This window comes from Haloarcula japonica DSM 6131, from assembly GCF_000336635.1.
In the GTDB taxonomy this organism is placed as follows: Archaea; Halobacteriota; Halobacteria; order Halobacteriales; family Haloarculaceae; genus Haloarcula; species Haloarcula japonica.
Genome location: NZ_AOLY01000048.1, coordinates 43,080 through 64,169 on the forward strand (window position 1 = coordinate 43,080; position 21,090 = coordinate 64,169).

Here is a 21,090-nt window from a genome sequence, read left to right on the forward strand (position 1 = left end):
GCGATACGGCCCCAAGTACAGACAATAACCAGCGATAATCGGAACAAATACTGATGGTACGCGTACGCTACGACGACGTGACGAAACGGTACGGTAACGAGATTGGTGCGAAAGACATCGACATCACCATCGATGACGGTGAGTTCGCCGTGTTGCTCGGCCCGAGCGGCTGTGGGAAGACGACGACACTGCGCTGCCTTGCGGGACTTACCGACCCCACCGAGGGCGGGATACGCATTGATGGGACAGACATCACCAACAGACATCCCAAAAACCGTGACATCGCGATGGTGTTCCAGGAACTCGCCCTGTACCCGCATATGGGCGTCGCGGCGAACATCGGCTACCCGCTCAAAGTCGAAGGCATCGACAAGGCAACCCGACGGGAGCGAGTCGAAGAGGTCGCTGAGACACTCGACATCAGCGAGCTACTCGACCGCGAGACAGACGAACTTAGCGGCGGTCAACGCCAGCGGGTCGCCATCGGACGGGCGATCATCCGTCGTCCAAGCGTATTCCTGATGGATGAACCGCTGGCGAGCCTTGACGCGAAACTGAAAGTCGAGATGCGAAACGAGATCAAGAAGCTCCAACGGGAACTGGGTATCACGACACTGTACGTCACCCACGATCAAGAGGAGGCGATGACGCTGGGAGACACGCTCATCGTGATGAACGACGGGACCGTCCAGCAGGTCGGGACGCCAACCGAGGTGTACCACGACCCAGCAAACCAGTTCGTTGCCGGCTTCATCGGCAGCCCGAGCATGAATTTCTTGCAGGTCCGCCGCGAGGCGGTCGGCTCACAGCGAGTCGTGGCTGCCAACGACGCTACGTTTTCCTTCAGCGTCAAGGGACTACCCACCGCTCTTGACGATACCGAACCATTCGTTCTTGGTGTCCGGCCCCAGTACTTCTCGGTTCACCAGTCCCCCGTTGACGGCGCGGCGAAAGCCGAGGTCACAGTAACGGAACCGATGGGTGATGAACAACTGCTTACCGTCCAGCTCGACGATGACAATAGAGAACTCGCAGTTCGGGCTCCGTTCGATGTGGCCGTTTCGCGGAGCGACACCATCTGGCTGGGCATCTCTGCTGACAGTGCCTACGTGTTTGACGCTGAGACAGGGGAACGAATTCGACAGGCTGAGGCGTCTCCGGATACCGTGGTCCCCACCGGTAGCCGGCCGTAGGATGAATAGTCATATAAGTGACAGAACTCGGCCTACTGATGACAGCACCACACAAACGGATGAGTGGTTCCAGACACCACAATGGTCGATAACACAGAGAACAGGCACCATATGATGGATGGACAGGCCTTGAATGACGACTACCCGGCGAGTCAGCGTGTGGTGCTACGAACAGCTGGTCTCGTGGTGGTAGTACGGCACTCGGAGAGATAGCGATGACTCACACAGCAACAGCAGAAAGTTCGTTCGAGACGAAGACGTGGCAGACTGACACTGTCCCGGAAACGCCGGTCCGGGAACTGTGTTTCCCCGGGACTCATCATGCTGCAATGGTGACCAACCAGCCAGACTCGCCAGAGTACTACGACTGCCAAACCAGGGATGTCTACACGCAGCTCTCGGACGGGATCCGGTTTCTGGATGTGCGCGTCGAGTCACAGGGCGACGGCGACGAAACCGAATTCTACGGTCATCACGCCGATGAGACCGGACAGTCCCTCAACGAGACGGTGTTCCCACAGATTTCTCAGTACCTTTCGGAGGCCGACGATACCGGGGCCTCGGAGCTGGTCTTGCTCAAGCTCTCGCATTTCTATGATTCCGGGCCGTGTAGCAACGATGTATTCGAGGCCGACGACTGGGAGGCGCTATCGTCACTTCTGGCCGACACGTTCGGGGAATACGTGTTCGACCTCGGCGCGGCGAGCAGCTCCGATTCTCTCCTCGATGCGACGCTCTCGGAGTTCGACGGACCGAAGATAGCAGTCCTCTATCGGACGGTCACGGACCACGACAGCCCGGTGTCGCTGCCCCGTTTCACCGCGCAGTGGGCCGATTGGGTGGCGAGTTCCTATCCAGATACAGCTACACCGGGGAACGTGCTGGCAAACGGCATCAGGACCGACCACACCGAGACGGAGCGCCTCGGTGAAACCCAGTGGATCATCCGCGCGCCGACGGACCTCTACAGCGGTGCACAGCAGACGAACGCGATGTTGCCCCTGTACGAGCAAGTTGTCAGTACCGCTCCCGAACTGAATCCGAACTTCATCCGTGTCGACTACTACGAAACGTCCGACATCGTCCCGCTATGCCGCCGACTGAGTGTCGCCGAGCTGGACGGAACAGCAAGTGATACCCTCCCGATTTCAGAAGGTGTCTATTCGATCCAATCGGTAGAGACGGGCGACGTCATCGAAATCACGGATGGAGATACCACCGACGGCGCGAGCGTAGTTGCGGCCGACTGGACCGGGAGCGACCACCAACGGGTCAGCGTCGAGCAGACTGACGACGGCACGTACCGACTCGAAGCAGTACACAGCGGCAAGGTGCTCGATGTCAAAAGCGACGGGACCGAAGACGCGGTCGATATCATTCAGTGGTCTTGGACCGGGAATACGAACCAGCGGTGGTACGCCGTGTCAGTCGAAGACGAGCGCTATGCGTTCATTAACAAACATAGCGGTCGCGTACTCGACGGCGAACAACCCGGCGTGAACGTCCACCAGTGGCACTGGGAGGGGGACCCGAACCAGAAGTGGACGCTGCATAGTCCGTGAGCATGACTATACCAATCTCTACATAGGGCCCTCATCGGGTTCGTATACACTTCCATGGCTGGCTACCGTCAGTGAGAGACAAGTCGTGTATCACCAAGGTTCAGAGTGAGCGCGACTCGAACGTTGGTCTACCAACTCTGGCTCAATCCGAAGTCATCATCGGCGTAGCACTGAACATCGATGAATCGGTCACTCGAGTGACTCAGTGAGGTCGGACGACCTCATGTGAGGGTTGTCTGACTGTGTCCAAGTTACGATGTGGGCCACAGTTCGTGAAGCCAAATATATTTTCCCCAACAGGTTCTCTTGTGGGGGTGAGTATGCCAGTCTCCGCTCTGGGTGGATTCTGCAATCAACCGCCTACGCCTATGGTCTATATTTTATGAATGCTTACTTATACTTCTCGCGCTTCCGGATAGACATGCGCGGCAAGGTAAAGAGTGTAGTCTGTAACGGATTTTGCATGGTTTATACCCGCGCAGTCCTGTGATTCTCCGATTATTCACTGTATAGTTTGAGTGATTCACCGTGATTCAGATTAGTGAATTACCGCTGCAGTCTGGCGGTTTCACATATAGAAAGGTGCGAAGAATATAATTTCAATTTCTCTAATACAATGGGATGGCGCAGTCTCGACAGTACCCAGTTACCAACTTGAAGAGTTGTATCACAACGTCACAGATATGAGGTGTTTAAGATATCTTATGTTTAGAGGGCGGGCTAATTGATATGGGTTACATGAACTCAGATGGTTTATGTCGCTCCTTTCTTGACTCAGTCTCGTCCCGATCTTCACTCTCGTCAGTATCACCCTCCGTCTCTGAGTCATCGGGTGATTCACTCTCTTCTTTCTCAGCAGGTTCTGACCCAGATTGCTCTCCAAACGCCAATCCTGTTGAATCATCAACCATACATGCGAATTTAGACGGGTTTCGGCAGCGTAGCCACTCAAAGTCACTCAATTATGGGGAGAATCCCACTCTCCTCACCCGATTCCAGCTTCCGTCTTCAACAGCGTTAGTATATGTCTGCTGTCACGATTGGGGGAGTGTTCATACTCACCGGTCAACTCTACCTGCACGAGTAGATCCACCGCTCGCCAATCGCACAGAAAAAGTGGTAGTATAATAAAAGAAAAGAATTATTTACGATTGTTTGATCGTATTCAATCCTATAAGTGATAAATATGGATGAAAAAATAGAAATTGAGTCATTGATACGTTTTGACGAAGATAAACGGTATGAGGGCGCTCGTGTGATATCGGTCCTGTGCCATGATAGAGACGCTACTGGCTCGCCACTCATCGCCGGCCATTGTTTAACAATGTTGACCGCAAGCTGCCATGTCTCGGAAGTTCCGGACCCGCTTCAAGGACCATTCGAATTCGGTATCTCTCGCGTTCATCGCTCGACTCTACGGATTGCTCGCCGTACCGTTTCGAATGAAATCCCGCCTTTGTTATAATACTCGTACACCTGTTATTTCCATAGGGCATCCATGTCATAACCACCCACAAACCCCGTCCAACAGTGTTGGATGGTGAGAGCGAACAATCGCCGCCGTCGACGGGCGATCAATAGTGGGAAAATCCGAGTTCGATGACGTTTGCGCTCTTCTTGACGGCGGCGACCAATTCTTCGAACCGCTCGGTCTCCTCGATCCGACTCTTTGGTCCCGAGACCGACACGGATCCGACGACTTCGTCGTTGCTCCGACTGTGTATCGGTGCACCGATTGTGAGGACTCCCTGTCGCCTGTCCTGGTCCTCGATGGAGTAGCCGCGGTCGCGAGTTCGCTCAAGTTCTTCAAATAGTTCGTCCCGTTCAGTGATGGTGTATTTGTTCGCGCGCGGGAGCCCGTGTCTATCGATGATGGAATCGACGCGATCTCTCGGGTAGTGTGCGAGGATCGCCTTACCGAGGGCCGTCCAGTGCATATGAGTGTACTCCCCCACGGGTGCATTGTCGTGAATCGCGTCCGGGCCTTCGGACTTGTAGATGAGGACGCGAAGCCCGTTCTCCTCGATGCCGAGGCTCGCGACCTCGCCCGTATCGGCTTCGAGCTTGTCCACTTCCGCCCTCGCCGTTCGAAACAGCTTCGAACGATTTCGGAAGCTCCCGCCGTACTCGAGGAAGCGATAACTCAGGGTGTACTCCTCATCGATCTGGACGATGAACCCCTCGCTCTGGAGCGTCTGAAGGTAGATGTGGACGGTGCTCTTGGGGATGTCTAGCTGCCCCGCGAGGTCCGAGAGGCCGATCTGGCCCTCGGATTTGATCTGGTCAAGAATGTTGAATGCTTTCTCGACCGAACCGAGCGTCTTCCGCTCGTCCGCCGGTGAGTTGCTGGCCATACAGACATTGACTCGCTTCGCGGATTTAATTGTATCCGTCGGTCCGCATGGTCCCTCAAGCGTCGACTCGAATAAATCCGACCGGTCACGCCGGAAAAGCCGATACGGTCTGAAGTCTCTCGTGCTAGGACTGCACGAGGTTCCGCAGGGACGCTTCGTCGCCGGTTTCCGAAAGCGTCGTCACGTTCCCCGCGACGATATCGGCCAGCCGCTCCCAGTGCTTCGGACTGTGGCCCGCGTTGTGGGGCGTGATGAGTACGTTTTCGAAGTCCCACAGTGGATGGTCAGCCGGCAGTGGCTCGGGATCGGTCACGTCGAGGGCGGCCCCCTCAATTTGGTTTTGTTGCAGCGCGGCTACGAGTGCGTCGGTGTCGATAATCTGCCCGCGACCGACGTTGATCACTCTGGCGTTCGGTGGGAGCGTCTGGAACTCCGCTGTTCCGAGGAGCCTGCGCGTCGTGTCCGTCAGCGGGGCCGCGACGACGAGATAGTCCGTCCGGGCGAGAGCGGCCTCGAAGCCAGGTCCATCGAAGCCGATGACCTCGTCAGTCGGCCCTCCCTTTTCGGGTGTATACCGGACGCCGATCGTCTCCACGTCGAACCCGGACAGCCGCTCCGTGACCGCTGTTCCGATTGCGCCGAGGCCGACGATCGTGACCGTGCTCCCCATCAGTTCCTCTGCCTGATAGTGCCGCCACTCGTTTCGCTGCTGTCGGTGCAGTCCCTCACGAAGCTGACGGGAGAAGGTCAAGATGTAGCCGGCGACCTGCTCCGCGATGTTGGGTGCGTGGATGCCCGACGCATTCGTCACCGCGACATCCATCTCGGCGAACTGCTCTAGTGGCAGATGGTTGTACCCCGCTGCGACACCGGCGAACAACCGGAGATTCTCCGCGCGTTCTAAAAGCGCCGCATCGATGTCGACGCCGCTGACGACGGTGGCGCGTTCGACGAGTTCACGTTCCTCTGTCGGCGTGGGTGCGAACCGTACGTCGTGATCCGGGAGTCTGTCAGCGAGCAAATCGGCGTAATCGCGTGCGTGTAGTCCGTGCGTGTCTGCGCGCAGGACAAGCACGTCGGGTGCGTTGTCATTCATGGCTATCGCTGCCAGCAGGAGACCGCGCTCTCCGTTTGGCTGTGTGTGCAACCAACCAAACGGACATATATTAATGTTTCCCAAGTCGCGTCGAGATCGGACTACAAGACTCTCCACGTACCCCAAACTATTATGTATGTTTGGAGTATCGGTGAGAGTGCAGAGATTACAATGAACAGGCGTCAATTTATCCAAGCGGCGGCTTTCAGTGGTACAGCCGGCCTCGCCGGATGTATCGGCGGGTCGAGCGATTCGAACGGTTCGGACAGTTCTGAGGATACCACCTTGGAGTACTGGGAGTACTTCCATTCACAGTCAGAGGTCGCGAAGACTCTGATGGAGTCTTCGGTCGAGGAGTTCCAGTCCGAGACCGACACTCAGATGCAGATGAACTGGGCGAGCTGGAACGACATCAACGGCGGCAAGTGGAAAAACAACATCCAGAACGGGAACCGCCCGGTTATCTACGACTCGACGAACTCCCTCGACGGGCAGTTCATCGATCCGGGATGGGTCAAGCCGGTCAGCGAGTACAAGGACCGCTTGGACGACGAGGCGGTCGCACAGCTCGAATGGGCCTTCGAGATGTCACAGAGCTGTTACCGTGGCTTCGACGAGGAGCTCTACGAAATCCCCATCGGACTGGAGGTTGGCGCTCCGTTCATTGCGCGGACAGATCACTTCGAAGCGGCGGGACTCTCCATTGAAGACGACTTCCCGCCCGAGAACTACGAGCACTTGGTACAGATCGCGACCCAGCTGCAGGAACAGGGACCAGCGGACTACGGCTTCCAGATCTACGGAGCGCAGGGCGACGTGACCGACGAGGCCCTCGTGACCTGGACCGCTTCGGAAGGCGGCTACGACGGGATGTACCTCAACGAGGACTGGTCGGACGTTAACTACGATAACGACGTGTGGAAGGAGATGACGAAGAAGTACGTCGACCTCTACCAGGAACACGGACTGTCCTCCGAAAAGGCCCCGACGGCGTCAAACGAGGGCGCAGCCCAGATGCTTATCCAGGGCACTGTGAGCATGGTCCAAGGAAGCACGAAGGACTTCGGGCTGCTCCGGAGCCGTGCGGAGGACATGCTCGCCGACGGGACTATTATGTTCGGGCCGCCCTGGGAGGGGGCCGCTGGCAACCGCGGCGACTTCTTCACCCAGTGTATCGCGCTGATGCGAAAGCCCGACGGTGTCGATGCGGACACCTGGCAACGGCAAGAGGACGCGGCCATCGCCTGGATCAACAAGGTCCTCTCGAAGGAGTTCCAGCAGGAGGTCCCCCGGTCGCTGGCCACGCTCCCCGCTCGCAAGGACGTCTGGCCGGCGCTCAAGGAGGACGAACTGCTCAGCCAGAGCAACTTCATCTCAACGCTGGAGACGACCGTCGACGGGATGGAGCACGGCTGGTCTAGCCACCCCGGCATGAACGCAATCCAGTACAACATCGCCGGGCCGCTGTTCCAGGAGGCAGTCCGTGGCGAGATTTCGGCGGAGGAGGCCTGTGATCGCGCTGCCAGCGAGATACGGAACCAGGTCACCTTCTAAAATGTCTTCACAAACGAGTCATGCGCTGATTCGCAAGACCGAACGCTACAGGGATGTTCTCTCTGAGAACTGGTTCGCGTACCTGTTGATCCTCCCGGTGTTGCTGTTTCTGGTGTTGCTGATGTGGATCCCGTTCGTACAAGGGATCTTCATGAGCCTCCACAACTGGCCCTTCGGTGGCGACCCCTCCTGGGTCGGGCTCGGTAACTACGAGTACCTGTTCGGCTGGCAGCCCTTCGTCACGTCGCTGAAGGCGACGCTGATCTTCTCGCTGACCACGCTGTTCCAGCTTGGCGTCGCACTGGCGGCGGCACTCGCCGTCCGCGAGATCCGACGCGGGAAGAGCCTGGTCACGGGATCGTTCCTCCTCTCGTACACGCTCCCGCCGCTCGTGACCGGTACGATTTGGGCGTACATGCTCGAACCGGATCTCGGCCCGATCTTCGGGTACCTCACGCAGTGGGAACTCCTCGAAGAGACGATCTACTGGGGGAGCCACGGCGACTCCGCTCTCGCTGTTATCCTGTTCGTGACAACGTGGACGTTCTGGCCGTTCATGTTCCTCATCATCTCGGCCAGCCTCGAGAGCATCCCCGAAGAGATGTACGAGACGGCACGGATGTACGGGGCGAACCGCGTACAGACGTTCCTGCGCGTGACGCTCCCGCAACTCAAGAGCGCCATCCTCATCGCGCTCAGCATCCGCATCATCTGGAACATGACGAAGATATCGCAGGTGCTCCAGCTCACCAACGGCGGACCGGGGTACGAGACTTCGATCCTCGCAGTGTTGCTCTACCGGTTCAGCTACGAGCAGGGACAGATGGGAATCTCCTACGCCGTCGGCGTCGTCCTGCTCACGATGACTATCGGCTTCGTCTTCGTGTTCATCCGCGAGTTCGAGCGGGCCAGCGGCGGTGATGCGGCGTGAGCCTCGCCGACTACGATGCCGTCGGCGTCACGCTGAAAGCGTCGACCTACGGCGTCGTCTGGTTCCTGGTGCTGTTGAACCTCGTCCCGCTCCTGTTCATCTTCTCGGTGTCGTTCATGCCACCGACGGAGTTTTTCGGCGCACCTCACATCATCCCGTACGAACCGACGCTCGAAGCGTGGACGAGTGGGTTCGCCGAACTGAAAGACAACCTCATCAACAGCTTCCTCATCGGCAGCGGCACGGCGCTGCTCGCGCTCGCCATCACGATCCCTGGCGCGTACGCGTTCGCCCGCAAGGAGTTCTACGGGAAGAAGCTCGGCTTCTACGCGATCATCCTGGCGATGATGTTCCCGTACATCCTGCTAGTCATCCCGATCATGGGACTATGGAACGACCTCGGGCTTTACAACACCATTCCCGGGATGATACTGGCGTACCAGGTGTTCGTCGCACCGTTCGCCATCTGGATCCTGCGAGACTTCTTCGAGACCCTTCCGAAGGACATCGAAGAGGCGGCACAGGTGTACGGCTGCACGCAGTTCTCGGCGTTCGTCCGTGTCATCCTGCCGCTCGCCGCCCCCGGTATCGTCGCCGTCGGGTTCCTCGCCTTTCTCACCGGCTGGAACGACTTCCTGTTCGCGAACCTGCTCACGACCGGAACGGGACCGGTGCCGGCCGTGCCAGTACTGTACGGGACGATAGGCGGCGGGTCCGGTGAACGGGTGTACTGGGGGAAGCTCATGGCGGAAACGCTCATCATCGGAACGCCGCCTACGGTACTGTACCTCGTGGCGAGAAACTACCTCGAAAGCGCATTCACTGTATGAGTCGAAACACCACCACACAACGAGAGACGGAGCGGACCGAGACTGACCCACCGGAAGAGAGTATGAACACGACCACTGACCAGACCCAGGCGGAGACGAACAGCGACGGCGACCACATTCGGATCGAGAGCCTCCGAAAGACCTTCGATGACGGCGCGATCGTCGCCTGTGACGACGTAAACATCGACATTGACGAGGGGGAGTTCGTGATCCTTGTCGGTCCATCGGGGTGTGGCAAGACGACGACGCTGCGATGTATCGCGGGGCTCGAGGAGCCAGATCAGGGGCAGATCCTCATTGACGGCGAGGACATCACCGGCCGCAAGTCGAAAGACCGGAACCTCGCCTTCGTGTTCCAGAGCATCGCGCTGTTCCCGCACATGAGCGTCCGGAAGAACATCCGGTTCGGACTAGACATGAACACCGACCTCGGCTCGGACGAGAAGAGCCAGCGTGTCGAAGACGTCGCCGAAACCCTCGGGCTGGCGGAGATGCTGGACCGGAAACCGAGCGCGCTCTCGGGCGGCCAGCAACAGCGCGTTTCCCTCGGCCGCGCGATGGTGATGGAACCGAAAGCGTTCCTGCTGGACGAACCGTTTTCGGCCCTCGACGCGAACCTCAGAGACGAGATGCGCGTCGAGGTCAAGAAGATCCAGCGCGACCTGAACACCGCGATGGTGTTCGTCACCCACGACCAGGAGGAGGCGATGACGCTCGGCGACAAGATCGTCGTGATGAATGACGGGCACGTCCAGCAGATCGGGACGCCATACGAGATCTACAACGACCCGAAGAATCGGTTCGTCGCCGATTTCATCGGCTCTCCGTCACCGAACCTCGTCGAGTGCACCGTCGAGCGTACCGAAGACGGACTCGCGTTCGTCTCGGAGTTCTGTTCGATTCCGGCGACGGAGGAACAGATCGAACACGTCGAACACCGCGTCGGCGAGACGCTCGTCTACGGGATCCGACCGGAGTACCTCGACATCGTTCCCGACGGCGGCGCGTTCGTTGCGGACCTTGACGTCGTCGAACCGCTCGGCGACCGGGACGCCATCCACCTCTCGGCGAACGGAACGTCGCTCTCGGCAGTCGCCCCACAGGGGGAGGTCGCGCGCGGCACCGACCGCGTCAACATCGACATCCAGACCGAGGAGTCCTGGCTGTTCGAACAGGACGGCACTCGGATCGTCTGAACGAACCGAGATCGCCCAGTACCCCGTCACACGAAGATTTAAGCGATACCGCAAAGCAATAAACACTACTTGAAGTTATGTCACGACACGAGACCGCCTATCACGCCGCCCTCGAAGGCTCGGAGGTCGCACATCGCCTCTACCGAACAGAACTGTCCGTCACGACGAAAGACTCGGCCATGGACTACGTGACGAGAGCGGACACGGAGACACAGCGCCGAATCATCGACCGTATCGTCGAGGACTACCCCGACGCGACAATCGTCGGTGAGGAAGGGGACGAACTGAAGTCCGTCCCCGCGGACGGGAGCGCTTGGGTCATCGACCCGATCGACGGGACGTCGAACTTCGTCCATGACATCCCGTTCTGGGCAACTACCGTCGCGGCGGTCCACGACGGCGACACCGTCGGTGCCACAACGATCATGCCCGCGCTCGGAAACACGTACACCGCTGGTCCCGACAGGGTGACGCTCAATGGGTACCGGATGACCGTGAGCGAGAAGACGGCGGTCGAGGAGTTCAAAGTCGCCGCCATCCTTCGTTACGGGCCCGAGCGAGACGACGTGTTCGGCAATCTCCTGTCTACCCTCATCCGGGAATTCGGGGACCTCCGCCGGCTCGGGTGCGCCCAGGGAACGCTTGGCATGGTCGCTTCGGGATCGCTCGACGCAGCCGTCTCGACGCAGTCGAACCCGAATCCCTGGGACACGATTGCCGGCGTGTATCTCGTCGAACGCGCCGGCGGCACGGTGACCGACATCGCTGGGGACCCGTGGACCCCCGACGCTGATGGATTCGTCGCGTCGAACGGGCAGGCACACGACGCCGTCATCGAGCGCGTCAGTGACGTATCGAACCGGAAAAAGTAATACTATCTGTAATTCGGAACACTCACTTCGACGTATAGTTGTCTGTAATATTGCTATTATTCGAAAATTAAGTATTATATACTCGCATAGCTAATGTATCTGGTATTATATATCGTACATTTATTTTTATAACTCGGAAATTGTCACACGTAATTCCCCCAATACATGAACAGCCTGACCATCCCTCGGAACGAATCGAATACTGTGTGCCACTATGGATAGCTGTCATCAACCTACTCTGTGTAAAGCGGAAACTCGCGATTATAGAAACAGAGTCTCTATTTTTAGTCCCAAATGGGCTAAAAGACGAATACCTATGGACGGCACTACACGCACATCTGTCTTGATTATCTCGATACCGTTCCGCACTCTGGATGCTTCCCTCGTTTCCGCTCAGATCACCACCAGTTGATATGGGTCCTGCCTGTTTCAGTATCTTTGTAAGGGTGGTCCCCGTTTCGGAGTGGTAGTCTTCTGGTGAGCGGTATTTATACCGCCCCACCAATCTGACCTTGTTTGAGGCGGCCGACGCATGCGGACAAGAACATAACCGCGAAAACCCGACAAGACTGCACACACTGACCTAGAGTCCACATTTACTGATGAAACAGCAACAGTCGAGGGTTCCGTTCGGTGACTGGCCTCTCTCCCGCAACTGAAAATCAGAGTCCCAGTCTCGTACTTGGTGTTTCGGACTGCTGCCGCGTGCGGACCTGTCCCACTGTTCTTTAGCCATGTCTGATTAAAACAACGTGTCCCGGTATTTGGCCTCATTCCGGAAGTAGGCTTCTGCTGTTTCGTTATCTGGAACGCACCATACAAGTACAGTTTGATACGACACAACGCCTGTAGGACAGAGGAGTCCGTATCTCCCCGGTATGGGTCGCTAAAACCGATATGAGTGAAAGTATCCGAGCTATCTGCAAAACTAACAGGTGTACCCCTGTTATTATCTGCGTTCCACATTTATGAACAGACTTTTGGGCAATAGGAACAGGCGTATAAAGCCAACGACGGGACCAAGCACACAGCGTGTGTTGGCCGGCGTTCGACAGTCGATACGCCGGATCTGGTATGTCTCGGCCGACAGGGACTGCCGACTGGCCACTCGCTGCTTGAATGAATCGAAAGCAACGGTCGGCTCAGAGACTGTTCTGCAAAGGCCCGCTGGTCGAGAGTCGACAACCGACCTCGACGGCTGTCAGTCCTACGAGCGAAGCGCCTCAACGCAGGCCACTGCTTCCCAGGCCACGATTCAGATGCCTCTACTAGGCCTACTCGGCTGGTGGGATTTCAGCCGAAGGTCCCTCTCCGGCGAGAATGTTGATGCCGTCGGACTGCCGGAACAAGTGGAGATGATCCTCGTCGAACGCGAGCGACAGTTCCTGGTTCGTCTCGGGCTTGACTTCGCCGGGCACGCGGACCCAACATTCCTGCCCGTCGATATCCATGTGGAGATAGTTATCAGAGCCGATCGGCTCCCGGACGTCAAGGTGTGCACGGATCGTGTTCGGTGCCCCGTCGTCGGCGATGGTGATGTTCTCCGGACGGATACCGAGGACGAACTCGTCGACCCCCTGTGCGTACTGGTCGAGGCGTTCCTGAGTCGAGTCCGAAACCTCGTAGGTGAAACCGTTGCCGACGAGGGTTGATCCGTCGAGGCGAACGTCGAACTGGTTCATCGGTGGACTGCCGACGAAATCACCCACGAACAGGTTCCGGGGCTCGTCGTAAATCTCCTCGGGGGTTCCGATCTGCTGGAGTTCGCCAGCGTTAACGACGGCGATGCGGTCGCTCATCGTCATCGCTTCCTCTTGGTCATGTGTAACATAGACGGTCGTGGTACCGAGTTTGTCCTGCAACTGCTGGAGTTCCGTTCGCATGTGGAGCCGGAGCTTCGCGTCCAAGTTGCTGAGCGGTTCGTCGAACAGGAACACGGACGGTTCGCGGACGATGGCGCGTCCAGTCGCGATTCGCTGCTGTTGGCCGCCCGAGAGATTCCCCGGTCGTTTGTCGAGTTGCTCCGTAACGCCCATCATCTCGGCCGCCTCCTCGACGCGCTGCTGGATTTCTTCGTCGGAGAGGTCGGTGGTCAGTTCCAGCCCGTAACTCATGTTCTTCCGCGCGGTCATGTGCGGGTATAGCGCGTAGTTCTGGAACACCATCGCTACGTCGCGGTCCTGTGGCTGGACGCCGTTGACGACTCGGTCTCCGATTCGGATCGTCCCGTCGGAAATATCTTCGAGCCCCGCTATCATCCGTAGCAGTGTTGACTTCCCCGAACCCGATGGGCCGACAATCGTGAGGAACTCTCCGTCCGCAATATCAAAGCTCACGTCTTCGACCGCCACAACCTCTGGGTCACCGTCGTAGACTTTCCGCACATTTTCGATGTTAACCGTACCCATAGTGCAGTAATTGCCAAGTGGTATTATAATAGTTGTGACTGGAAATCGGCTGAACACCCGGACTGCTCTCATATCGGGTCTGCTGTTTTGCCGGGACCGCTCCACTACACGGCCTCAGGGAGTCATGCCCTGTTGCCTCTCTGCGTACGTTCCACACGGTTACCGTCCTGATTCGAAGGCACAGGTCAACAAACACTATAAACCCCACTAAATATAAAATTATAAATAACCTACGTTGTAGTATGCGAACATGGTTCGGAAACCCTCGAGTAGCGAAACCCGTCGAACGTTCGTTAAATCACTCGGTGTCGCCGGTACGGTGGCGCTCGCTGGCTGTGGAGGTACTGGCGGCGATGGGGGCGACGGTGGGAGCACGGGTGACGCTGGGAGCGAGTCCTACGAGATCACCTTCTGGGAGCTCTTCAGCGGCGGTGAGGGTCCGATCATGGAGAGCATCGTCAACAAGTTCAACGAGGAACAGCCCCTCGATACCAGCGCAGAGGTGACCATCAACCGACAGCGTACACCGTGGAACGAGTACTACAACAAACTGTTCACCGCCCTCTCCGGCGACCAGGCGCCTGACATGGCTGTGATGCACGCCGCGTATCTGCGTGCGTGGGGCGGCGGCGTCGATTCTATCGGCCAGTACGTCGACACCGGGACGTTCCAGGACGACTACACTGAGAGCCACTGGAACCTCGTCACGGTCGAGGACAACGTCAACGCCCTGCCGATGGACCTCCATCCCATCGGCGTCTACTACAACAAGGACCTGTTTGAGGAGGCCGGACTGGACCCGGAGAGCCCCCCGACAAACTGGTCCGAGTTTGAGGAGGCCGGCAACGCAGTCGCCCAGAACACCGACGCCGCTGCGTTCACCCAGTCGCCGTACAACGACGGCTTCGGGTCGTTCCGGACGTGGAGTACCTGGGTCAAACAGCAGGGCGGAAGCCTCTACGACGAGGAGTGGAACCCGACTTTCGACAGCGAGGCCGGGATGAACATCGCCCAGCTCTTCTCCGACATGACCGGCGACATGGGGTGGGCACCGGCCACCAGCGAGGACACCTGGGGGAACAACGCGTTCCAGAACGGCTCCTGTGCGATGGCGATGAACGGGACTTGGTACGTCGCAGCACTGTCGGGTGTCGACGACCTCAACTGGGGCTTCTTCGAGCCGACTGTCGGTCCGAACAAGCAACAGGACAAGGTGTGGGCTGACGGTCACTCGATTGTCCTCCCGAAGAAGGAGGGTCGCAGCGACAAGAAATCGGAACTCGCCGCACGGGCGGCCCACTGGATGACCACGGAGAACCCCTCGTGGGGTGCCGAGGCCGGCCACCTACCCGCCGCAAACAGTATCTACGAGTCCGACGCGTTCCAGAACAGTCCATACTACGACAAGACACTCAACAAGTACGTCGGGATGGCCGAAGACGGCGACTACTTCTACCACCCGAAGGTCCCGAACGGCGACCCGAACGCCCAGAACTGGTACACCTGGCTCGTCGATATCTGGGCGCACAACGCCGAGCCCCAGGCAGGGGTTCAGTCCGGCATCGAGACGGTCTCCAGCGGCATCTCGGAGTGAGTAGACGATGGGGATAACAGAACGCATCTCGGGAGGTGAGGCGAGCACGAACCGCAAGACCGTGATGGGTCTCCGGAAGGAGACGATAGAGGGAATCCTCTGGTCGCTCCCATACCTTGCCGTGTTCACCGTGTTCCTCGTCTGGCCGGCGGTGAAGGGGCTCTACATGAGCCTCCACACCTACCCGAACAAGTTCGATCTCACGGAGACCGAGTGGGTCGGTATCCAGAACTACGTCGAACTGTTCCAGGACCCGGTGTTCTACAACGCCATGGAGGGGACGCTCCTTTTCGTCGCCGTCTCGGTCCCGGCGCTCGTGATTCTCGGACTCGTAATGGCGCTCGGCGTGAACCGTGATGTCGCCGGCAAGCGGACGCTTCGGGCCATCTACTTCAGCCCTTACGTCCTGACCGTCGCGGTCGTGGCGCTGGTCTGGGGGCAGGTGTACTCCCAGAGCTACGGGCTCATCAACTACTATCTCGGCTTCGTCATCGAGAACCCACCGGGATGGCTTACCTCGCCGGACCTCGTGATGGGGTCGCTCGCGTTCATGACGGTATGGTGGCTCGTAGGCTTCAACTTCGTCATCTTCCTCGCCGCCCGACAGAGCATCCCTGAGCGGTTGTACGAGGCTGCTCGGCTCGACGGGGCGACCGGCTGGCGTGCGTTCAGGGACATCACGCTCCCACAGATGCGAAACTCGGTCGTGTTCGTCGTGATGGTCCAGTTCATCCTTCAGTTCCAGGTGTTTGCCCAGCCGTACATCATGACCCAGGGTGGGCCGAGCAACTCCTCGGACACGCTGGTCTACTACCTCTACCGGAGCGCGTTCTCCCAACAGCAGTTCGGGTACGGCGCGGCGATGGGCTACGTACTGGTCGCCATCCTTATACTGATCGCCGTTATCAACTTCAAGGTAATCGGTGATTCCAATGTCTGAATCGACACAATCACAGTCGCTGCGCGCCTATCTGAGCGGTGATGCCGTTCGGAGCGCCCTGTTGCACGTGTTCCTCTACGGGCTCGCCCTCCTCATGGCGGTCCCGTACCTGTACACCATCTCACGGTCGTTCCAGCCCAACGAACTCCTTCGGGACCCGCGGCCGTACTGGATTCCGCCGCTCGTGGGTGAACCAATCACGTTCGAGCACTACCAGTACCTGCTGAACAACACGCTGGTCGTCGAGTGGACGATAAATACCTTCATCATCGCCGGCGGGGCGACGATACTCATCGTGGCTATCGACTCGATGATAGCGTTCTCGCTCACCCGTCTGGACTGGCCCGGACAGGGGGTCATCATGGGGATTATCCTCGCGAGCTTCATGGTTCCGTACTACATGAACATCGTGCCCCTGTACCAGATCGTCTCGAACCTCGGGCTCATCAACTCCTACTGGGGCGTAATAATGCCGGCAGCCGCCAGCCCGCTCGGGGTATTCCTCCTCTATCAGTTCTTCAGGGACATCCCGGAAGAGTACGAAGAGGCGGCCAGGCTCGACGGGTTCTCGACGTTCCAGGTGTACACGCGCATCATCCTCCCGCTCGCAAAGCCCATCCTCTCGGCGCTCGCGCTGTTCATGTTCGTCTACAACTGGAACGCGTTCCTCTGGCCCCTGCTCGTGCTGTCGAACGAGACGGCCTACACGCTGCCCATCGGGCTCGTGAACCTCTACCAGGGGAACATCGACACGCCCGGCCTCCACATGGCCGTCGCCATCCTCGGCTCGCTGCCGCTGTTCATCATCTACCTCCTGTTCCAGGGGCAGATCGTGCGCGCAGTGCAGATGCAGGGTGCGACCGGGTGACCATGACCAACGGCGACTCCGCGGACGCGACCATCGGCGTCCACCGCGCGCTCGCCACCGCGGCGCGTCAGGTATATCGCCACCCGCTGCCGATGGTGGCGATCAGCGTCGGCTGGGTCCTCGCGTCCATTCCGCTGATCACTATCGGCCCGGCGACGCTTGGGGCCTACCGCGCGGTCCGGTCTGTCCGCGAGGACGGCCGGATCGACCGCGGAGCGGTCAGGGAGACGCTCGCGGCCCACTGGCTCGATGCGGTCCTGTTCAGCGGGCTGCTGGTCGTGTTCCCTGCCATCGCCGTCCTCTATCTCGGTCAGTACGCAGCCACTGGCGCGCCGCTATCGGGCGTTCTCGGCGCGGTCGGATTCTACCTGACGTATCACGCCTGGGTCGTCTTCGCCCTGGCGTTCGTCTCGCTCGCTGACGGCGCGGACGCGGTCGACGCCGTCACGGGCGGCTACCGGTGGTCGGTCGAGAACCCGGTCGCGACCGTGCTCGTCGGCATCGTCACCGCGACGCTGTTGATCGCGAGTGCGGTCCTGACTATCGCGCTCCCGCTCGTCTTCCCGGCGCTCGCGGCCGCGTTCCACACGGAACTGTTCGCCGAGAACCGCACAGCGTCGGACGGCGACGAAACGGAAGCGACCGTCTCTCCGGAGCGTTCCGTCTCCGGTGGCGGTCGGAGAAACGACTTTTCGACGACGTTCGGACGGTAACCCTAGGTTCCGTCGTCGTCAAGATTCAGCGATTCGACCCCGTAACTGATCTCACACAGTTCCGAGTCGGCCGCAGTTGAGGTCATCTGTAGCAGTTCGTCGCCGCGGCGCGAAGGCAACAGCGGCGTGGTCCAGCCGACGAACGTCCGGCCGCCGAGTTCACTCTCTGTCTCGAAGGACAGCGGGGCGTCTACCGGCTCCCAGTCCCCACTCCCGTCGAGATTCGAGTTCGCCAGCACGACTTCGCCGTTGCCCTCCGCAGGTTCGCGGTTCCCGTCGACGAGCTGTTTCCCGGAAATGAGTATCGTTCCGTCGTCGCCGCCGGCGCTGGTCCACGTAACGTGGGGGCCGTTGACGAACCGCCGGCCGTCGGCCGTCGAGACGAGGGTGCCCACGTCGCTTGGGTCTCCCCAGTCGCGCCCGTCGGGCGAAGTCTTGACGTGTACCTCGCCGTGCAGGTACTCCGGGCCGACGACCTCGTAGGTGATCATGTACGTGTCGTCGGGCAGCGACGTAACGGACGGCATCCCCGGCCGCGTGGTCCCGTTCGGGATGGCGGCTACGAACTGCTCGTCGCCCCACGTCTGCCCGCCGTCGTCTGAAGCCTTGTAGGCGACAAGCTGATTGTAGTCGTCGTCGGTCCCCATCCGTTCGTCGGCGAAGTAACAGACGAGGTTCCCATCGGCGTCGAGCCCGAGCTCGGGCTCCCAGACGGGGTTGTTCCCCTCGTGGGGAACGGCCGTACCTCCGGTGACGACAGTGCTGACGTACTCCCAGGACTCCCCGCCGTCGGTGCTCGCATACAGGTCGATGCTCGTCTCGCCGAGTTCGCCGATTGCTCCCTCTGGGACTTCTTCGGGAGCATCGAGGATCGGGATGGCGTTGCCCGCGGCCAGTACCGTCCCGGCCGACCACGGACCGACAGACTGCGGAAGCTCGAACAGGGTTGGCTGGTATCGAAGCCCCCAGTCCTTCCCGCTCGTGTCGTGGATCTCCGAGTACTCCGACCAGGTGCGGCCGCCGTCCGTGCTCCGGTAGACCGGGAAGTACGGCACCGAGCCGCCGCTCATCGACGGGTAGAACTCGAAAGTTGCCAGCAGCGGCCCCTGCGTTCCGTCGCTCGACCCGTGTTCCAGTCTCGTCACACGCGGGTACATCGACCCCGGTGTTGGTTCGCCTTCTGGGGGCGAGTAGAGCGTATCCTCTACGGCCGCCGGTTTGCCGCCGTCGGATCGGAACCCGAGACAGCCGGCCGCGCCGAATGCGACGCCACTCGTTGCGGCGATGGCCGTCATGTATTCACGCCGACTACACTGCCCGATTGAGAAGCGGTCGCTCATGGACGTACCCGACGTTTGGTAGAACACCACAATAATGATATCCCTTCTGTCAGCTTGAAACAGAAGGGCTGCGGCTCTGTTACTCCGAGAGAGTCAGTCCGACGACAGAGGCCGGCGGCGCATCGAACGTGACCGCACCGTCGCCCTCATCGTCGACAGACAGGTCCGAACTCGCGAAGGATTCGGCGTTGTCCTTCGTCGAGTACTCGCGAATGTCCTTCCCGTCGAACAGTACAGTGGCCGACTCGACCGTTGCCTCGGTCCCGGCGTCGACGGTGATCGTCTCGGCTTCGTCGTGGCGGCGGTTCGACGCCGTGACGAACAGTTCGCCGTCGCCTTTCGAGGCAGACGCCGAGACCATCGGCACGTCGTGGTCCTCCGCCTCGAAGGATTCCACGTCGGTGTCGACGCTCGTCTCCAGCGCGGTCTGTCCCACATGGTTCTCGTAGAGCTCGAACACGCGGAACGTCGGCGTACGCCACGCGTCCTCCTCGTCGGTCTGGACGAGACACTGCAAGACGTTGACGGTCTGAGCGATGTTCGCCATCGAGACCACGTCCGCGCGGTCGTGGATGAGGTCGAGGACGCCGGCCGTCGCCACCGCGTCCCGGACGGTGTTCTCCTGTTCGAGGCCGTTGTCGTTCTTCGCCTCCGGATGCCACGCACCCCACTCGTCAACGATGATGCCGACCTCGTCCTTCGGGACGAAGTCCGAGATGGTCTCGGCGGCCCGGTCGATGTCGCCCGCGATCTTCTCGGCCCGCGCGAACATCTTGTAGTACTGGTCGTCGGAGAAGTCCACGTCACCGCCCGCTTGGTAGTAACGATGGACCGAGAAGTGATCGAGCAGATTGAACGGGGAGCCCATCCCGAGGAAGGTGCCTGGGCCGAACTCCATGCCACCGTTGAGGTTCTCGAAGAAGACCCGGTTCCAATCGTCGGTGAGGTGACCGCAGGCGATGAACTCCGTCGATTCGGCGTTCATCAGGTTGTCGAAGCCGTTGAAGTAGTTCGCGAAGCGGCGATACTCGTCGGCGTACTCGTCCGGCGCGAACCGGCCGCCACAGCCCCAGTTCTCGTTCCCGATTCCCCAGTACTTCACCCCATAGGGCTCTTCCTGGCCGTTCTCGCGTCGGCGATCCGCCAGTTCTGTGTCGCCATCGTAGTTACAGTATTCGATCCAGTCCAGGGCCTCCTGTGGCGTGGAGGACCCGACGTTGACCGCGATATACGGGTCTGTTTCGAGGAGCTGACAGAGCCGGAGGAACTCGTCTGTGCCGAACTGGTTCGACTCCTCTGGGACGTTCTCACGGCCCTGTGTCCACCACAGGTTCCGGCGTCGGGGCCGCTCGTCTCGGGGGCCAACCCCGTCCTCCCAGTGGTAGTCGTCGGCGAAACAGCCGCCCGGCCATCGAAGGACGGGCATTTCGAGGTCACGGAGGAGTTCGACGGTGTCCATCCGAATGCCGTCGTTCGTCTCGACCCGGTTGTCGTCGCCGACCCAGATACCGCCGTAGATACACCGTCCGAGGTGTTCGGCGAAGTGGCCGTAGATGTTCTCTGAGATACGATCGATAGTCTCGCCACCGCTGACGCTAACTTCGCTCGACATACGTTTTGGGATCCACTCCGGGTCGTA

At 59.5% G+C, this 21,090-nt stretch carries 17 protein-coding genes; 11 read left to right on the forward strand and 6 right to left on the reverse strand.

Translation table 11 applies throughout. From position 1 onward, the window contains the following. Positions 1-53 precede the first annotated feature (53 nt). Both C444_RS20825 and C444_RS20830 read left to right on the forward strand, forming a co-directional pair. Positions 54-1,193, forward strand: a complete 1,140-nt coding sequence (locus C444_RS20825; RefSeq protein WP_004595109.1) for an ABC transporter ATP-binding protein — start codon at positions 54-56, stop codon at positions 1,191-1,193. Positions 1,194-1,408: 215 nt separating this feature from the next. Further along, a complete protein-coding gene (locus C444_RS20830; protein ID WP_004595110.1) occupies positions 1,409-2,755 on the forward strand; it encodes an RICIN domain-containing protein in 1,347 nt (448 codons plus the stop codon). A 734-nt stretch (positions 2,756-3,489) separates the two neighbouring features. Here C444_RS20830 and C444_RS22495 read toward each other — a convergent pair. The 3 genes from C444_RS22495 to C444_RS20840 form a co-directional block, all read right to left on the reverse strand. Next, positions 3,490-3,666, reverse strand: a complete 177-nt coding sequence (locus C444_RS22495) for a hypothetical protein (RefSeq protein WP_167320818.1) — start codon at positions 3,664-3,666, stop codon at positions 3,490-3,492. Positions 3,667-4,329: 663 nt separating this feature from the next. Further along, positions 4,330-5,109 carry an IclR family transcriptional regulator gene (locus tag C444_RS20835; RefSeq protein WP_004595111.1) on the reverse strand — a complete coding sequence of 260 codons (780 nt, stop codon included), beginning with the start codon at positions 5,107-5,109 and terminating at the stop codon, positions 4,330-4,332. A gap of 124 nt (positions 5,110-5,233) precedes the next feature. Then, positions 5,234-6,205, reverse strand: coding sequence for a D-2-hydroxyacid dehydrogenase (locus tag C444_RS20840; protein ID WP_004595112.1), 972 nt, complete (start codon positions 6,203-6,205; stop codon positions 5,234-5,236). A 336-nt stretch (positions 6,206-6,541) separates the two neighbouring features. Between C444_RS20840 and C444_RS20845 the strand changes: the two genes are divergently transcribed. The 5 genes from C444_RS20845 to C444_RS20865 all read left to right on the forward strand — a co-directional run bounded on the left by C444_RS20845 (position 6,542) and on the right by C444_RS20865 (position 11,588). Next, complete coding sequence (locus C444_RS20845) at positions 6,542-7,759, forward strand: ABC transporter substrate-binding protein (RefSeq protein ID WP_204365974.1); 1,218 nt, start codon at positions 6,542-6,544, stop codon at positions 7,757-7,759. Between the two features lies 1 nt (position 7,760). Beyond that, positions 7,761-8,690, forward strand: coding sequence for a carbohydrate ABC transporter permease (locus C444_RS20850; protein ID WP_004595114.1), 930 nt, complete (start codon positions 7,761-7,763; stop codon positions 8,688-8,690). Next, entirely contained in the window at positions 8,687-9,520 is an 834-nt protein-coding gene (locus C444_RS20855; RefSeq protein WP_004595115.1) for a carbohydrate ABC transporter permease, read from the forward strand. Before C444_RS20850 ends, C444_RS20855 begins: the two co-directional genes overlap by 4 nt. Then, on the forward strand, positions 9,517-10,716 hold the full coding sequence (locus C444_RS20860; RefSeq protein ID WP_004595116.1) for an ABC transporter ATP-binding protein: 1,200 nt from the start codon (positions 9,517-9,519) through the stop codon (positions 10,714-10,716). The genes C444_RS20855 and C444_RS20860 overlap by 4 nt, the downstream gene beginning before the upstream one ends. Positions 10,717-10,793: 77 nt before the next feature. After that, entirely contained in the window at positions 10,794-11,588 is a 795-nt protein-coding gene (locus C444_RS20865; protein ID WP_004595117.1) for an inositol monophosphatase family protein, read from the forward strand. Positions 11,589-12,862: 1,274 nt separating this feature from the next. Here the strand turns inward: C444_RS20865 and C444_RS20870 are convergent. Next, positions 12,863-13,996, reverse strand: coding sequence for an ABC transporter ATP-binding protein (locus C444_RS20870; protein ID WP_004595118.1), 1,134 nt, complete (start codon positions 13,994-13,996; stop codon positions 12,863-12,865). Between the two features lie 250 nt (positions 13,997-14,246). Between C444_RS20870 and C444_RS20875 the strand changes: the two genes are divergently transcribed. From C444_RS20875 to C444_RS20890, 4 genes are all read left to right on the forward strand, one after another. Continuing rightward, a complete protein-coding gene (locus C444_RS20875; protein WP_004595119.1) occupies positions 14,247-15,590 on the forward strand; it encodes an ABC transporter substrate-binding protein in 1,344 nt (447 codons plus the stop codon). A gap of 64 nt (positions 15,591-15,654) precedes the next feature. Continuing rightward, positions 15,655-16,530, forward strand: coding sequence for a carbohydrate ABC transporter permease (locus tag C444_RS20880; protein WP_004595120.1), 876 nt, complete (start codon positions 15,655-15,657; stop codon positions 16,528-16,530). Beyond that, positions 16,523-17,398 carry a carbohydrate ABC transporter permease gene (locus tag C444_RS20885; protein WP_004595121.1) on the forward strand — a complete coding sequence of 292 codons (876 nt, stop codon included), beginning with the start codon at positions 16,523-16,525 and terminating at the stop codon, positions 17,396-17,398. The genes C444_RS20880 and C444_RS20885 overlap by 8 nt, the downstream gene beginning before the upstream one ends. A gap of 2 nt (positions 17,399-17,400) precedes the next feature. Then, positions 17,401-18,111, forward strand: coding sequence for a hypothetical protein (locus C444_RS20890; RefSeq protein WP_004595122.1), 711 nt, complete (start codon positions 17,401-17,403; stop codon positions 18,109-18,111). Positions 18,112-18,113: 2 nt separating this feature from the next. Here C444_RS20890 and C444_RS20895 read toward each other — a convergent pair whose 3' ends face one another. Beyond that, positions 18,114-19,451, reverse strand: coding sequence for a sialidase family protein (locus C444_RS20895; RefSeq protein ID WP_049909715.1), 1,338 nt, complete (start codon positions 19,449-19,451; stop codon positions 18,114-18,116). A gap of 79 nt (positions 19,452-19,530) precedes the next feature. Beyond that, positions 19,531-21,063 (reverse strand): alpha-N-arabinofuranosidase, encoded by a 1,533-nt coding sequence (locus C444_RS20900; protein ID WP_004595124.1) that lies wholly within the window; start codon positions 21,061-21,063, stop codon positions 19,531-19,533. Positions 21,064-21,090: the final 27 nt, after the last annotated feature.